Annotated in this window: 14 protein-coding genes and 1 pseudogene; 7 read left to right on the top strand and 8 right to left on the bottom strand. The window is 73.6% G+C overall.

Annotated features, from left to right (window positions below):
- Positions 1 to 10 precede the first annotated feature (10 nt).
- Entirely contained in the window at positions 11 to 733 is a 723-nt protein-coding gene (locus ACFY3I_RS19965) for a hypothetical protein (RefSeq protein WP_390861736.1), read from the bottom strand.
- 2 nt (positions 734 to 735) lie between these two features.
- Positions 736 to 1,263 (bottom strand): sigma-70 family RNA polymerase sigma factor, encoded by a 528-nt coding sequence (locus ACFY3I_RS19960; protein WP_365288917.1) that lies wholly within the window; start codon positions 1,261 to 1,263, stop codon positions 736 to 738.
- A 297-nt stretch (positions 1,264 to 1,560) separates the two neighbouring features.
- On the opposite strand from ACFY3I_RS19960, the gene ACFY3I_RS19955 reads away from it, so the two are divergent.
- From ACFY3I_RS19955 to ACFY3I_RS19945, 3 genes are all read left to right on the top strand, one after another.
- Positions 1,561 to 2,577 carry an aspartate-semialdehyde dehydrogenase gene (locus tag ACFY3I_RS19955; protein WP_390861735.1) on the top strand — a complete coding sequence of 339 codons (1,017 nt, stop codon included), beginning with the start codon at positions 1,561 to 1,563 and terminating at the stop codon, positions 2,575 to 2,577.
- 130 nt (positions 2,578 to 2,707) lie between these two features.
- Positions 2,708 to 5,281, top strand: a complete 2,574-nt coding sequence (gene pepN, locus ACFY3I_RS19950; RefSeq protein WP_390861734.1) for an aminopeptidase N — start codon at positions 2,708 to 2,710, stop codon at positions 5,279 to 5,281.
- A 228-nt stretch (positions 5,282 to 5,509) separates the two neighbouring features.
- Positions 5,510 to 5,962, top strand: coding sequence for a DUF5707 domain-containing protein (locus ACFY3I_RS19945; protein ID WP_365288920.1), 453 nt, complete (start codon positions 5,510 to 5,512; stop codon positions 5,960 to 5,962).
- Between the two features lie 26 nt (positions 5,963 to 5,988).
- On the opposite strand, the gene ACFY3I_RS19940 is transcribed toward ACFY3I_RS19945, so the two are convergent.
- On the bottom strand, positions 5,989 to 7,455 hold the full coding sequence (locus tag ACFY3I_RS19940) for an FAD-dependent monooxygenase (protein WP_390861733.1): 1,467 nt from the start codon (positions 7,453 to 7,455) through the stop codon (positions 5,989 to 5,991).
- 177 nt (positions 7,456 to 7,632) lie between these two features.
- Between ACFY3I_RS19940 and ACFY3I_RS19935 the strand changes: the two genes are divergently transcribed.
- The gene (locus tag ACFY3I_RS19935; protein ID WP_390861732.1) at positions 7,633 to 8,232 is read left to right on the top strand and encodes a TetR family transcriptional regulator; all 600 of its coding nucleotides are present in this window, start codon (positions 7,633 to 7,635) and stop codon (positions 8,230 to 8,232) included.
- A gap of 91 nt (positions 8,233 to 8,323) precedes the next feature.
- On the opposite strand, the gene ACFY3I_RS19930 is transcribed toward ACFY3I_RS19935, so the two are convergent.
- The 3 genes from ACFY3I_RS19930 to ACFY3I_RS19920 all read right to left on the bottom strand — a co-directional run bounded on the left by ACFY3I_RS19930 (position 8,324) and on the right by ACFY3I_RS19920 (position 11,131).
- A complete protein-coding gene (locus tag ACFY3I_RS19930; protein ID WP_365288923.1) occupies positions 8,324 to 8,590 on the bottom strand; it encodes a hypothetical protein in 267 nt (88 codons plus the stop codon).
- 138 nt (positions 8,591 to 8,728) lie between these two features.
- Positions 8,729 to 10,921, bottom strand: coding sequence for a 4-alpha-glucanotransferase (gene malQ / locus ACFY3I_RS19925; protein WP_390861730.1), 2,193 nt, complete (start codon positions 10,919 to 10,921; stop codon positions 8,729 to 8,731).
- A complete protein-coding gene (locus ACFY3I_RS19920) occupies positions 10,922 to 11,131 on the bottom strand; it encodes a hypothetical protein (protein ID WP_390861729.1) in 210 nt (69 codons plus the stop codon). It lies immediately after the preceding gene.
- A 152-nt stretch (positions 11,132 to 11,283) separates the two neighbouring features.
- Between ACFY3I_RS19920 and ACFY3I_RS19915 the strand changes: the two are divergent.
- Positions 11,284 to 11,733, top strand: a pseudogene (locus ACFY3I_RS19915) (RNA polymerase sigma factor); the annotation flags it as partial.
- Positions 11,734 to 11,758: 25 nt separating this feature from the next.
- On the top strand, positions 11,759 to 12,064 hold the full coding sequence (locus tag ACFY3I_RS19910) for a hypothetical protein (protein WP_390861728.1): 306 nt from the start codon (positions 11,759 to 11,761) through the stop codon (positions 12,062 to 12,064).
- A 35-nt stretch (positions 12,065 to 12,099) separates the two neighbouring features.
- Here the strand turns inward: ACFY3I_RS19910 and ACFY3I_RS19905 are convergent, their stop codons facing one another.
- Complete coding sequence (locus ACFY3I_RS19905) at positions 12,100 to 12,636, bottom strand: HNH endonuclease (RefSeq protein ID WP_365288929.1); 537 nt, start codon at positions 12,634 to 12,636, stop codon at positions 12,100 to 12,102.
- Between the two features lie 348 nt (positions 12,637 to 12,984).
- On the opposite strand from ACFY3I_RS19905, the gene ACFY3I_RS19900 reads away from it, so the two are divergent.
- Positions 12,985 to 14,088 (top strand): mechanosensitive ion channel family protein, encoded by a 1,104-nt coding sequence (locus tag ACFY3I_RS19900; RefSeq protein ID WP_390861727.1) that lies wholly within the window; start codon positions 12,985 to 12,987, stop codon positions 14,086 to 14,088.
- A 99-nt stretch (positions 14,089 to 14,187) separates the two neighbouring features.
- Here the strand turns inward: ACFY3I_RS19900 and ACFY3I_RS19895 are convergent, their stop codons facing one another.
- Entirely contained in the window at positions 14,188 to 14,724 is a 537-nt protein-coding gene (locus ACFY3I_RS19895) for a hypothetical protein (protein WP_390861726.1), read from the bottom strand.
- Positions 14,725 to 14,767: the final 43 nt, after the last annotated feature.

Genomic DNA, 14,767 nt, shown 5'->3' with positions numbered 1-14,767 from the left:
CGCCCCGGCTTCACGTGCCGGGGCAGGTCGTCGACCCGGGACCGGACAGGTCGCGGACGATCCCGGCCCGCTCCCGCGCGATCCCGGTCTCGCCGACGGCGTACAGGTCGGCCACGGACGCGCCTCGGGCGACGCCGACCAGCAGCCGGGCCCCGGTGCGGATCCGGGCGTCCAGGGCGAGGACCAGGCCGACCTCGCCGGTGGTCCCCGCCGGTTCGTAGGCGCGGGTCACCCGCAGGGTGACCCGTTCGAGACCGGCGTCCGGAAGCCGCCGCACCCCGGTGACGGTGCCCTCCACCACGAGCCGGGCACAGGCCGGCCGGCCGGGTCCGGCATCGGCCTTCCCGCCGGACACGCTCGCGGCCGCGCTGTCGGCGCTCCCGCCGGCCCCCTTGTCGTCCACGCCGTTCGCGGTGAGCCAGCCGACGCCGATGACGGCCGAGGCGAAAGCGGCGGCGAGGGCGCAGGCGAGACCGAGCGATCGCACGCCGGGACGCCGCCACCGGCTGGGGCGGGGCTCCGGCCGGGGCACCGGGCGCGGCTCGGCGAGGGCGTCCCCGATGGTCGCCAGCTGTGCGCGCAGCAGCGCCACGTCGTCGGCGGCGGCCCGGTGCTCGGCCATGAAGCCGGGGTCGGTGCGCTGCGCGTCGGTGAGCCGCTCCCCCGTAAGGACCGCGTACAGGGCGTCGACGCCCTCGCTCTCGCCCTCGCGGCCGTCGTGTCCGGCGGGCATGGTCACACCACCTCGTCCTCGTGCAGGCGGGCGCGCAGCGCGCGCACCGCCGAGTGCAGCCGGCTCTTGACCGTGCCCTCGGGGATGCCGAGTTCCTCGGCTATGCCGCGTACCGGCAGATCGGCGTAGAAGCGCAGGACGAGGACCTGGCGTTGGGCGCTCGGCAGTTCGTCCAGACCGCGGGCCACGGCGACGGAGAGCAGGCTGCTGTCCTCGCCCAGGGCGTGGTCGGGGACGCGGAGGGCGGCCAGGCGTTCGCCGAGGCGCTCCTGACGGCGCTTGGCGCGGTGCCAGTCCATGGCGAGGTTGGAGGCGACCACCGCCGCCCACGCCGAGACGTCCCGCGGTGCCTCCCGCCCGCTCGCGGCCCGTTCCAGCAGCCGCAGGCGGACCTGCTGTACCCCGTCCGGCAGGTCCGCCTGCGGTACGCCGCCCAGCGCGAGCACCGCCCGCACCCGGCGCTCCTGGTCCACGTCCAGGGGATCACCGTGCTGGTCCCCCTGGGCCCGGCGGGCCTTTCTGCGCAGCACAACCCACCCCCTCACCGCGTTTCCCCTACGACGCCACGGCTCCCCGAAACGTTCGCACCCCTCCCGGAAATCTTTTCCGAGGCGTATGTCACACCGGTGCGCCACGCAGCACAGCTTGCGGCACGAGAGCGACTCGGAGGTAATTTATGCAGCTCAGCGCCCGTGCCGACAGTAGTTCCGCCGACCGTGCGGTCCGCTCCCCGGGCATGGCGGGCAAAGAATTGGACAGGCTGACCCGGGTCGGCCGCATGATGGAAAGGCCGTAGACACACGTCACCACAGGCAGAGGGAGTCACCGTGAGGGTCGGAATCGTCGGAGCCACCGGTCAGGTCGGCACGGTCATGCGCAGGATCCTCGCGGAGCGCGACTTCCCCGTCACCGAGCTGCGGCTGTTCGCCTCGGCCCGTTCCGCCGGGACCGTGCTGGACGGCGTGACCGTGGAGGACGCGGCGACCGCCGACTACACCGGCCTGGACATCGTGCTGTTCTCGGCGGGCGGGGCCACCTCGAAGGCGCTCGCGGAGAAGGTCGCCGCCCAGGGTGCCGTGGTCATCGACAACTCCTCCGCCTGGCGCAAGGACCCCGCGGTCCCGCTGGTGGTGTCCGAGGTCAACCCGCACGCGATCGCCGACCGCCCCAAGGGCATCATCGCCAACCCGAACTGCACCACGATGGCCGCGATGCCGGTCCTGAAGGTGCTGGACACGGAGGCGGGCCTGCAGGCGCTGGTCGCCACCACCTACCAGGCGGTGTCCGGCTCCGGTCTGGCGGGCGTCGCCGAGCTGCACGGGCAGGTGCAGAAGGTGGCCGCCGACGCCGACAAGCTCACCCACGACGGCGCGGCCGTCGACTTCCCGGAGCCCGGCGTCTACAAGCGGCCCATCGCCTTCAACGTCCTCCCCTTCGCCGGCAACCTCGTCGACGACGGTCTCAACGAGACCGACGAGGAGCAGAAGCTGCGCCACGAGTCCCGCAAGATCCTGGAGATCCCCGGGCTGAAGGTCTCCGGCACCTGCGTGCGCGTCCCGGTGTTCTCCGGCCACTCCCTCCAGGTCAACGCGCGGTTCGCCCGTCCGATCAGCCCGGAGCGCGCCACCGAGCTGCTCGCCGACGCGCCGGGCGTCGAGCTCTCCGACATCCCGACCCCGCTGCAGGCGGCCGGCCAGGATCCGTCGTACGTGGGCCGGATCCGCCGCGACGAGACGGTGGACAACGGGCTCGCGCTGTTCATCTCCAGCGACAACCTCCGCAAGGGTGCCGCGCTGAACGCGGTGCAGATCGCGGAGCTGGTGGCGGCGGAGCTGTCCGCCTAGGCGCCGTCCGCCTCAGGGGGCCGGGGCCGAGGCCTGCCGTCCGGGCGATGTCTGGGGTTTTCCCTCGTCGCCCGGGGCAGGGCCGCCGTGGAAGGATGGCGCAACCCACACATAACGAGGAGATGACCGCGTGCCTGGCACAAACCTGACTCGCGAAGAGGCACAGCAGCGGGCGAAGCTGCTCACCGTTGACTCGTACGAGATCGAACTCGACCTCTCCGGCGCGCAGGAGGGCGGTACCTACCGGTCCGTGACCACGGTGCGCTTCGACGTCGCCGAAGCAGGCGCCGCGTCCTTCATCGACCTGGTGGCCCCGGCGGTCCACGAGGTCACCCTGAACGGCGACCCGCTGGACGCCGGCGAGGTCTTCGCGGACTCCCGGATCGCGCTGCCGGGCCTGCTGGAGGGCCGCAACGTCCTGCGGGTCGTGGCCGACTGCGCGTACACCAACACGGGCGAGGGCCTGCACCGCTTCGTCGACCCGGTCGACGAGCAGGCCTACCTGTACACCCAGTTCGAGGTGCCGGACGCCCGCCGGGTCTTCGCCAGCTTCGAGCAGCCCGACCTCAAGGCGACGTTCCAGTTCACGGTGAAGGCGCCGAGCGGCTGGACCGTGATCTCCAACGCGCCGACGCCCGAGCCCAAGGACGACGTCTGGGCCTTCGCGCCGACGCCCCGCATCTCGTCGTACATCACCGCGCTGATCGTCGGCCCGTACCACTCCGTGCACAGCGTGTACGAGAAGGACGGCCAGAGCGTGCCGCTGGGCATCTACTGCCGTCCCTCGCTGGCCGAGTTCCTGGACTCGGACGCGATCTTCGAGGTGACCCGGCAGGGCTTCGACTGGTTCCAGGAGAAGTTCGACTACGCGTACCCGTTCGACAAGTACGACCAGCTGTTCGTGCCGGAGTTCAACGCGGGCGCGATGGAGAACGCGGGCGCGGTGACCATCCGCGACCAGTACGTCTTCCGGTCCAAGGTGACCGACGCGGCGTACGAGGTGCGGGCCGAGACGATCCTGCACGAGCTGGCCCACATGTGGTTCGGCGACCTGGTCACCATGGAGTGGTGGAACGACCTGTGGCTGAACGAGTCGTTCGCCACCTACACCTCCATCGCCTGCCAGGCGTACGCGCCCGGCTCGCGCTGGCCGCACTCGTGGACGACGTTCGCCAACTCCATGAAGACCTGGGCGTACCGGCAGGACCAGCTGCCCTCCACGCACCCGATCATGGCCGAGATCCGTGACCTGGACGACGTCCTCGTCAACTTCGACGGCATCACCTACGCCAAGGGCGCGTCCGTCCTCAAGCAGCTCGTCGCCTACGTCGGCATGGACGAGTTCTTCACCGGCGTGCAGGCCTACTTCAAGCGGCACGCGTTCGGCAACACGCGCCTGTCCGACCTGCTGGGCGCCCTGGAGGAGACCTCCGGGCGGGACCTGAGCACCTGGTCGAAGAAGTGGCTGCAGACCGCCGGGATCAACATCCTGCGCCCCGAGGTCGAGACGGACGCGGACGGCGTGGTCACCTCGTTCACGATCCGCCAGGAGGCCCCGGCGCTGCCCGCCGGCGCCAAGGGCGAGCCGGTCCTGCGCCCGCACCGCATCGCGGTCGGCCTGTACGACCTGGACGAGGCGACCGGCAAGCTGGTGCGCACCGAGCGGATCGAGCTGGACGTGGACGGCGAGCTGACCGCCGTGCCGCAGCTGACCGGCCGCCCCCGCCCCGCGGTGTTCCTGCTCAACGACGACGACCTCTCGTACGCGAAGGTCCGCCTCGACGAGCGGTCGCTGAGCTTCGTGACCGAGCGCCTGGGCGACTTCGAGGCCTCGCTGCCCCGCGCGCTGTGCTGGGCGTCGGCCTGGGACATGACCCGCGACGCCGAACTGCCGGCCCGCGAGTACCTGGCCCTGGTGCTGGCCGGCATCGGCAAGGAGTCCGACATCGGTGTCGTGCAGTCCCTGCACCGCCAGGTGAAGCTGGCCGTCGAGCTGTACGCCGACCCGACCGCCCGCGAGGCGCTGCTCACCCGCTGGACCGACGCCACCCTCGCCCACCTGCGGTCGGCCGCCGCGGGCAGCGACCACCAGCTGGCCTGGGCCCGTGCCTTCGCGGCCACCGCCCGCACCCCGGAGCAGCTGGACCTCCTGGACAGCCTGCTGGAGGGCACCCACACCATCGAGGGCCTGGCCGTCGACACCGACCTGCGCTGGGCGTTCGTGGAGCGGCTGGCGGCGGTCGGCCGGTTCGACGAGGCGGAGATCGCCGCCGAGTACGAGCGGGACCGGACGGCGGCCGGCGAGCGCCACGCGGCCACCGCCCGGGCCGCCCGCCCGACCGAGGAGGCCAAGGCCGAGGCCTGGGCGTCGGTCATCGAGTCCGACAAGCTGCCGAACGCCGTGCAGGAGGCGGTGATCGGCGGCTTCGTCCAGATGGACCAGCGTGAGCTGCTGGCGCCGTACACGGACCGGTACTTCGAGGTGCTGAAGACGATGTGGGACACCCGCTCCCACGAGATCGCGCAGCAGATCGCCGTCGGCCTCTACCCGTCCCTCCAGGTCTCCGAGGAGACCGTCGCCAAGACGGACACCTGGCTGGCCGCGGCCGAGCCGAACGCGGCCCTGGCCCGTCTCGTCTCGGAGTCCCGCGCGGGCGTCGAGCGCGCCCTGCGGGCCCAGGCGGCGGACGTCGCCGCGCAGTAGGCGGCGGACGTCGCCGCGCAGTAGGCGGCGGACGGCACGACGAAGGGGGCGCCCGGCCGGGCGCCCCCTTCCGTATGCGCAGGCTCCCGTGTCCCCATCACCTAGGCGCAGTTGAGTACCCGCGCTCAGGCCCGGGGCACCCGCCGGTTGCGAGCATCGGTGCAACGGCGCGGCACGCGGCGCCGGTTCGTCCAGCCGAAGCAGTCAGCCAGTTACGGAGAAGCCGTCATGTCCCGTCGCATCGCCCTGTCCCTCACCGCCGGTGTCGTCGTCCTCGCGGGCGCCGGTGCCTTCGCCCTCGCCTACGCCGGCGACCAGCCGCCCGCCTTCGCGCACAGCACCGCCCGCTACACCGCGCCCGGCGGCGGCCACGACGGTTCCCTCGCCTTCTCCACCGAGGTCACCGCGTCCTCCGGGGTGAAGAGCCTGAAGGTGCTGGCCTGGCCGCAGAAGTCGGAGTTCGCGAAGAAGCCGCTGACCGCGAAGGACATGGCCGGCGTGGAGTCGGCGACCTGCGCGCCGGCCGAGGGCGACACCACCCGGTGCACCTACCGGACCGTGGTGTCCGCCGCCGACGCCGCGTCCTCGCCGCACGGCACCTGGCACGTCGCGGTGCTGGCCACCGCCGAGGACGGCAGCACCACCCTGGACACCGAGGCCGCCGGCTTCACCGTCGGCTGAGCCGGTCCGCCGCCGACGGCCCGCGCTCAGCCGACGTGCGCGGCCAGCGCCGACTCGATGTCCGCGGCCCGGGCGTCCTCCGCGGCCCATGCCGCGTACCCGTCGGGACGCACCAGCAGCGTCGTACCGCGGCCGCCGGACCGGCGCACCACGGCCAGCCGGTCGGCGCGCCCCTCCCCCGCGTCGTACCCCTCCGGGCCGTGCGCGTCCGGGGTGACCAGCACGAACCGGCCGCCGCGCAGCGCCTCGTAGAGCCGGCCGCCGCCGGCCAGGGCGAGATCGGGAACGCGTGCCCCGGCCAAGGGGTGGGCGCCCCGCGGCGCCCGGTACCGGTAGCCGACGCCGGTGACCTGCCCCGTGATCCTGGCGCGGACGGGGGCCAGCCGGGCGAGCGCGGCCATGAGCACCGAACGCACCGGCAGCTGCCAGCCCTTGGCCATCGCCAGCCGGACGATCGCGCCGCTGCTGCGCAGCACCGACCTGCCGACGGGGTGGCGTTCGCTCTGGTAGGTGTCGAGCAGGGCGGAGTCGGCGCGGCCGTGCAGGACGGCGGCGAGCTTCCAGCTCAGGTTGGCCGCGTCCTGCAGACCGGTGTTCATGCCCTGGCCGCCGGCCGGGGTGTGCACGTGCGCCGCGTCCCCGGCCAGGAAGACCCGGCCCACCCGGTAGCGGGGTGCCTGCCGCTCGTCGCTGTGGAAGCGGGACATCCAGCGGGCGTCGTGCATCCCGAAGTCCCGGCCCAGTGCCTCCCGGGTGATCTCCCTGACCTCGTCCAGGCCGACCGGCTCGTGGTCGGGGACGTCACGGCCGCGGTGCCAGCAGATGACGCGGTGATAGCCGTCGCCGAAGGGCGCGAGGAAGGCGAACGCGTCGCCGACCGCCCCGGCCGTGATCAGCGACTCCGGTTTCTCTTCGAGCAGCACGTCGGCGAGGACGACGGACCGGATGGCCGACCGTCCGGGGAACGGCAGCCCCACCGCCGTCCGCACCGCGCTGCGCATCCCGTCGGCGCCGACGACGTACGCGGCACGCAGCTCCTCGGCGCCCCCGGCGCCCTCGACGTGCACGGTGACCCCGTCGGCGTCCTGGCTCAGCCCGGTCACCTCGGACTCGTGACGGAATTCGGCCCCCGCCTCGACCGCACGGCGTTCCAAGACCTTCTCCACCTCGTACTGCGGGATCACCAGCACGTGCCGGAAACGGGAGTGGAGGGTGCCGAGGTCGAGGGTGAGCCCGTCGAAGAGGTTGAGCCGGGTGAGCGGGTTGCCGAGGGCCTCCAGGTCGTCGGCGAGGGCGCGGGCGTCGAGCTGCTCCAGGGCGCGGGCGTGCAGGACGAACGCGCGGGAGAGGTTGCTGATCCCGTGCGGCCGCTTCTCCAGGACGGTGACCGGGACGCCGGCGGCGGCGAGGTCACCGGCCAGGAGCAGGCCGGTGGGGCCGGATCCGACGACGATGACGCGGGCGGTTTCGGGGACGGTGGTCGGGCCGGACATGGGGGCCTCCTGGTTTCCTGCGCTTGCCGGCCGGCGGTCGGTGGCCGGCGGCCGGCGGCTGTTCACCAACATCCGTTGGCCAACATCTGTTGACCAACGCTTGTTGGCAACCCTAGGACGGGGCGGTCCCGCAGTCAACAGTTGTTGGCCCACGGGCGTTGGCCTACGCTCGTGGGCATGACCGGCACCCCCAGTAGAAACACCGGGCCCGCGAACGGCTCGCCGACGCGCCGCTCCGACGCCAGCCGCTCCGCCATCCTGGCCGCGGCCCGCGAGCGCTTCGCCACGGACGGCTACGAGCGCGCCACCATCCGCGCCATCGCCAAGGACGCGCGCATCGACCCGTCCATGGTCATGCGCTACTTCGGCAGCAAGGACGGCCTGTTCGCGGCGGCCGTCGCCTTCGACCTGCGACTGCCCGACGTGTCCCAAGTGCCGCCCGCCGAGGCCGGGCGGACACTGGTGGCCCACTTCCTGACCGTCTGGGAGACGAACGAGGAGCTCACCGCGGTGCTGCGGGTCGGCATCACCAACAAGGCAGGTGCCGAGCGGCTGCAGGGCATCTTCCGGGAGCAGGTCGTCCCGGTGGCCCAGCGGGTGTGCCCCGACCCCGAGCAGGTGCAGACACGGGCGGGGCTGTGCGCCGCGCAGCTGCTGGGGCTCGCACTCACCCGTTACGTGCTGCGGCTGCCGCCGGTGACGGCGTTGGCGCCGGAGGAGGTGCTGGCGTGGCTCGGGCCGACCCTGCAGCGGTACCTGACCGCGCCGAGCCCCTGAGCGACGACGCACGGAGGGCGCCGCTCGGCCCCCGTACGTCCGGCGTGGGACGTGCGGAGGGCGATCGGCGCCCTCGGTGGAGAAGCGGAGGTCAGGCCTTGGCCTTGGCCTTCGTCGTGCCCGGCCTGGTGACCCGGATCTTGGACCTGTCCAGGACCATGACCAGGCCCGCGATGACCACGAACAGCGCGAGCGGGATCAGGACGTAGAGGCCCAGCGTCTCGATGACGCTCAGGCCGTTGCCGGGGTCGTCGCCGTCGTCGCGCGTGAGCGCGAGAGCGGGGGACGACAGGAGCAGCATCATCAGCGTCGTACCGGCTGCCAGGGCGCCGGCGCGCAGGGCGTTCTTCTTGTCCACGCTGCCCAAGTTAGCGGGCCCGCCCGCGGGGCGCGCGTCCGGGGTACCCGTAGCCGCCGCCGCACGCGCCCGGGACCGCTCCGGGACCGCCCCGGGACCGCCCCGGGAGCGGTGCCGGCGGGCGTCCGCGACCGGCCCTCACGCCCCGGGCGGGCCGGCGTCGGCGAGGGAGACCGGGCGGCCGCCGTCCTCCGGGCCGGGCGGCGGATCCTGCCCGGGGCCGGGCGGCGGGCCCTGGTCCGGGCGGGACGGCCGGTCCGGCTCCGGGCGGGACGGCCGGTCCGGCTCCGGGCGGCCCTGGTCGTCCGACCGCAGTACCTCCAGCAGCGCTCGGGCCCGCGGCGATGCGGTCAGCTCCTCGAGGGTCACCGGGCGGCCGGTGGCGTCGGCGATCGGCAGGCGCCAGTTCGGGTACTGGTCCCAGGTGCCGGGGAGGTTCTGCGGGCGGCGGTCGCCGACCGTGTCGGGGAGCCAGACGCCGACCATCCGGGCCGGGGTGCGGAGCAGGAAGCGGTGCACGGCCCTGATCTCGGCCTCCTCGTCACCGGCGTCGGACGCCGCGAGCAGGCCGAGCCGGGTCAGCAGGGCCAGCCATTCCGCCGTGTCGGCCGCCGCGTCCGCCCGCTCCTCGGCCACCGGACGGGTCAGCAGGCCCAGCCGGTCGCGGAGTTCGACGTGTTCGCCGGTGAGCCGGGCGGCGGTGGACGGCAGGTCGTGGGTGGTGGCGGTGGCGAGGCAGTCGGCGCGCCAGCTCTCCGGGGGGAGGGGGTGGCCGTCGCCGTCCCAGTCCCGTTCGAACCAGAGCACCGACGTGCCGAGCACCCCGTGCCGCTGGAGCGTCTCGCGCACTCCCGGCTCCACGGTCCCGAGGTCCTCCCCGATCACCACCGCTTCCGCCCGGGTCGCCTCCAGCGCCAGCAGGGCCAGCATCGCCTCGGCGTCGTAGCGGACGTACGTGCCCTCCGTGGGAGGCCTGCCCTCCGGCACCCACCAGAGGCGGAACAGGCCCATCACATGGTCGATGCGCAGCGCGCCGGCGTAGCGGAACAGGGCGCGCAGCAACTCGCGGTAGGGGGCGTGGCCGGAGTCGGCGAGCCGGTCGGGACGCCAGGGCGGCAGGCCCCAGTCCTGGCCGCGCGCGTTGAAGGCGTCGGGCGGGGCTCCGACGGACATCCCGGCGGCGAAGAACGCGCGCTGCGCCCAGGCGTCCGCGCCGCCGGGATGCACGCCGACGGCGAGGTCGTGCACGATCCCGACCGGCATCCCGGCCTCGCGGGCGGTGCGCTGGGCGGCGGTGAGCTGGGTGTCGGTGAGCCAGGCGAGCCGGGTGTGGAGGGCGACCCGGTCGCTCAGCCCGGCGCGGGCGCGGGCGGTCTCCTCGGACCGCGGGTCGCGCAGCGGCTCCGGCCAGCGGTGCCAGTCGGAGCCGTGCCGTTCGGCGAGCGCGTACCAGGTGGCGTGGTCCTCCAGGGCCTGCCCCTGCTCGGCGCGGAAGGCGTCGTAGGCGGCCTGCCGGGCGGTGCTCAGCGGGGCGGCGGCGGGCGCCTCCAGCGCCTGTCGCTTCAGCTCCCAGACCGCGTCCCGGTCGATGAGGGCGCCCTCGTCGAGGACGGCGGCACGCAGCCGTGCGGCGCGTTCCGCGAGCGCGGGGTCGGGGACGTACTCGGGGACGTCCTCCGGCCGCAGGTGCACCGGGTCCGGGAAGCGGCGGGAGGAGGGGCGGTACGGCGAGGGGTCGGTCGGCGGTCCTGGCACGGCCGCGTGCAACGGGTTGACCTGGACGAATCCGGCCCCCGCGGTGCGTCCGGCCCAGTCGGCCAGGTCGGCGAGGTCACCGAGGTCGCCCATGCCCCAGGAGCGGCGGGACAGCAGCGAGTACAGCTGGACGAGGAGGCCGTGCGAGCGCCCGGCGGGGGTGGGCAGCCGGTCGGGGGCGACGATCAGGTGGGTCCGGGCGGTACGGCCGTCGGGGGCGACGGCGGTCAGCAGGTGCACCCCGGTCGGCAGGTCCGCCACGTCGTGCCGGGTCCCGCCGTCCTCCGTCCGTACCTCCAGCCGGGTGCCGGCGGGCAGGCCGAGGGCGGGGTCGCCGGAGCCGGCCCAGTGCACGAGGGTCGGCGGCAGCAGCCGTCCGGCGAGGTCCCGCTCCCGGTCGGCGAGGGCGGTTCGGACGGCCTCCGGGCCGCTCGCGTCGACGCCCAGGGCGGCCAGTACGGCGGTCACGGCGGCGGCCGAGGCCGCGACCGTACGGTCCGGGGAAGGGCTGTAGGAGGTGGCGACACCGTGCAGCTCGGCGAGCCGGCACAACTCCCCGTCCAGGGCTCCGCTCATCTACAACCCCGGCTCACTGGTCAGCGGGGCCAGGTCGGCGAGCGGCGGTTCGCTGGTCAGCGGCTCGGCGTCGGGCAGCGGCGGCTCGCTGGTCAGCGGGGCCTCCGCGCAGACGGTCTCGGCGCTGAACGCGCACAGCAGGGACTCCTCCACGGTCTCCACCGGGGGTTTGAACTGGGCCGGGATCGGATGGTGAACCGTTGCGGCCACGGTGGCCTCCTTGTCCTCGGGTTCCTCGTGTGTCCGGTACCGCGGCGGGCGCCGCGTCACGGCAGGCCTACCCCGTCGCGGCGGGGGCACTCCCCGGGGCCGTCCCCGCAGGCGGGTGAACCGTGCGCGTCCGGGTGGTCGATAGAGACGGTGTGAGACTGTTCCGCCCCGTGAGGGGCCATGGGAGGACCGACGCGACGACCGCGGGGGACGCGGCGCTGCTGCGGGCCGTCGCGGCCGGGGACGACTCGGCGCTGTCAGCCCTGTACGACCGGCACGCGGGCTGGCTGCACGCCCGGCTGACCCGGCGCTGCGCCGACCCGGAGGTGGTCCGGGAGGTGCTCCAGGACACCTTCGTCACGGTGTGGCGGTCGGCGGCCGGGCACCGCGGGCAGGAGGCCGGCGGCTGGCTGTGGACGATCGCCGCCCGCCGGCTGGTGGACGCCCGCCGGGTGCAGGAACGGGCCGCGCGGGTGGAGCCCCTGCCGGGCCCCGCCGTCACGCCCTCCGCCGAGGACCGGGTGCTCGCGGCCCTGGAGTACGGCGACGTCGGCACCGCCCTGGACCGGATCTCCCCCGAACTGCGCGAGGTGCTGGGCGCTCGCGGCCGTCCTGCTGCTGCCGGCGGTGCTGGGGCATCCGGAGGTCTTCGGGCCGCCGGCCATGGTCCGCGACACGCTGGGCTGTGCCGGCATCACGGCCGCGGCGGCGGTGCTGCTGGGGGCGCGGCTGAGCTGGCTGCCCGCCTTCGGGTACGTGAGCGCCGTGTACCTGGGCTCGGCGGGGGCGCGCGGAAGCGCGGCGGCCGTGTGGGCGTGGCCCGTGCAACCCGGTGCGCAACCGGGCGCCTGGGCCGCGGCCCTGGGGGCGTTCGCGGTGGGCGGCGCGCTGTACGCCGTACGCGGGGCGCGTGCCGGGGGACCCCGTGGCTGAGGCGGTCGCCACGGGGTGTGCGAAGGCCCGGATCGTCAGGCGGAGATGCCGTCGATCCGGGCCAGGGCGTCGTCCGCGCCGTACGGCTGCAAGTAGGGCAGCCAGCGCGGATCCCTATGGCCGGTCCCGATGATGCGCCAGGCCAGGCCGGTGGGTGGGGCCGGTTTGTGCCGCAGCCGCCAGCCGATCTCGACGAGATGGCGGTCGGCCTTGACGTGGTTGCAGCGACGGCACGACGCGACCACGTTGTCCCAGGCGTGCTGACCCCCGCGGCTGCGCGGGATGACGTGGTCGACGCTGGTTGCGACGCCACCGCAGTACATGCACCGGCCCCCGTCGCGCGCGAAGAGCGCCCTTCGGGTGAGCGGAACGGGGCCCCGGTAGGGAACCCGCACGAATCGCTTGAGCCGGACCACGCTGGGTGCGGGGACTGTGACGGTTGCGCTGTGCATGAAGGCGCCGGATTCCTCCAAGGCGACTGCCTTGTTCTCCAGGACGAGGACGAGCGCGCGGCGGAGCGGTACGACGCCGAGGGGCTCGTACGACGCGTTGAGGACCAGGACATGCGGCACAGGGGCCTCCTTGGGCGTCGGCGGCGCGTGGCTCGCGCCGGGACGATCTGTGGTCAGTCTCCCCTCTTGCCTGGTGGACGCGCCACCATGTCCGCGTAACGGCCTGGGAGTGTTTTCGACCACACCGCGTCCATGCCCCGGACACCGCTCTCCGCAAGCGAGCCTGCTCAACGGGAGGCCCGGGGCGTGAGCACGGTCTCTCCTTCCCGTATCCGTCGGGCGCGCACGCGATGCCCCGTTAGTGTGGTGATCCTGCCCGTCCGGTGACCTTTTCGTGACCTGGAACGCCGTACGTGACCTTGAACGCCGTGCCGGAGGGCAGTACCGCACCGCCTGGAGGTACCCGCCGTGTCCTTGCCCGCCGTCCCACTGGCCGCCGGTCCGTCGCCGTCTCCGAGCCCCTCGGGATCGCAGACACCGGCGGTGCCCACGCTCCAGGACGCCCAGGAGAGCGCCACCAACGCCGCGAGCTGGATCGAGCAGAACTGGTCGACGTGGCTGGCGATCGGGCTGAAGGTGCTGCTGGTCCTGGTGATCGCGGTGGTGCTGAGAAAGGTCGTGCTCCGGGCGATCACCAAGTTCATCGACCGGATGAGCCGGGCGGCCGAGTCGACGGAGGGCACCACGCTCGGCGGGCTGCTGGTCAACGCCGAACGGCGGCGGCAGCGCTCGCAGGCGATCGGGTCCGTGCTGCGGTCGGTGGCGAGCTTCCTGATCCTCGGCACGGCCGCACTGATGGTGCTGAGCAGCTTCCAGATAGACCTGGCGCCGCTGCTCGCGTCGGCCGGTGTGGCCGGTGTGGCGATCGGTTTCGGCGCCCGCAACCTGGTCACGGACTTCCTGTCCGGTGTTTTCATGATCCTTGAGGACCAGTACGGCGTCGGCGACTCGATCGACGCGGGGGTCGCCTCCGGCGAGGTGGTCGAGGTCGGCCTGCGGGTGACCAAGCTGCGCGGCGACAACGGTGAGATCTGGTACGTCCGCAACGGCGAGATCAAGCGCATCGGCAATCTCTCGCAGGGCTGGGCCACGGCCGGCGTGGACGTCACCGTCCGGCCCACCGAGGACCTGGACCGGGTCCGGGCCACGCTGGAGGACGTCGCCGAGAAGATGGCCAAGGAGGAGCCCTGGAACGAGCTGCTCTGGGGGCCGATCCAGATCCTCGGCCTGGACTCGGTCCTCATCGACTCGATGGTGGTCCGGCTCTCCGCGAAGACCATGCCGGGCAAGGCCCTGACGGTGGAGCGCGAGCTGCGCTGGCGGATCAAGCGGGCCTTCGACGCGGCGGACATCCGGATCGTCGGCGGGGTGCCGGTCGCGCTCACCGAGGAGGAGCAGGTGGACCCGGCGGCGACCGTGGCGGCCCCGTCGGTGTTCTCCAACGCGGACTCGCCGCAGGTGGCGGCGACGGCCCCGATCACGGCGCAGCGAGGGGCGACGGCCGGGAAGTAGCGGAACGGCTCAGCACACTCGTTCGAGTGAACGATGGGGCATTCCGGCGTCTCACGACGTGCGGGGTGTCCCATCGTTCCGTGTCCGGCCGCCCCCGGTTCAGTGGTCCTCGAGCGTGCGCACGACCTGGCAGAGCGCGATGAAGACGGCACCCCGGAGGAACACGCTGTCGCTCCTGAGGCGTCTGCCGGCGCGGACCTCGACGCGGGTCTCCCCGGTGGACTCCTCGTAGGCGACCGTCCCGTCGGCCGACACCCGGCTCCGAAGCGGGCGCCACCGGAACCAGACCGGGTTGCCGCCTCCGGTCTCCACCGCCCTGGGGGCCGCGCCCAGCCCGGCACGGACCCGGGAGAGCGGGACACCGGTGAGGGTGTGCGCCTGGACGCCGTCCAGGGCGTGCACGGAGACCTCGACGCCCAGCCCGCGCGCCGCCCGCTCCATCGAACGGGTGCGCCAGGCCGCCCACGCCAGGGCGAACAGCAGCTGCACCGGGACGAGCAGCGCCGTCTCCCCCGCGGTCGACCAGGTGAGGCCGTTGTTGACGGAGTTGAGCACCCAGATCATGAACAGCGAGGGCAGGAAGTCGGCGAAGGTGCTCCGCAGCAGCCGTACGAACAACCCTCTCCGAGGGGTCATGTCTTTGCCGCCGCTCTCCTGGCCGGTGTCGGGGTACAGGAGC

It is taken from the genome of Streptomyces sp. NPDC001068, from assembly GCF_042897315.1.
Lineage (GTDB): Bacteria > Actinomycetota > Actinomycetes > Streptomycetales > Streptomycetaceae > Streptomyces.
Note: the sequence above shows the minus strand (reverse complement) of the source record. Positions and strands in the feature narration are given on the sequence as shown.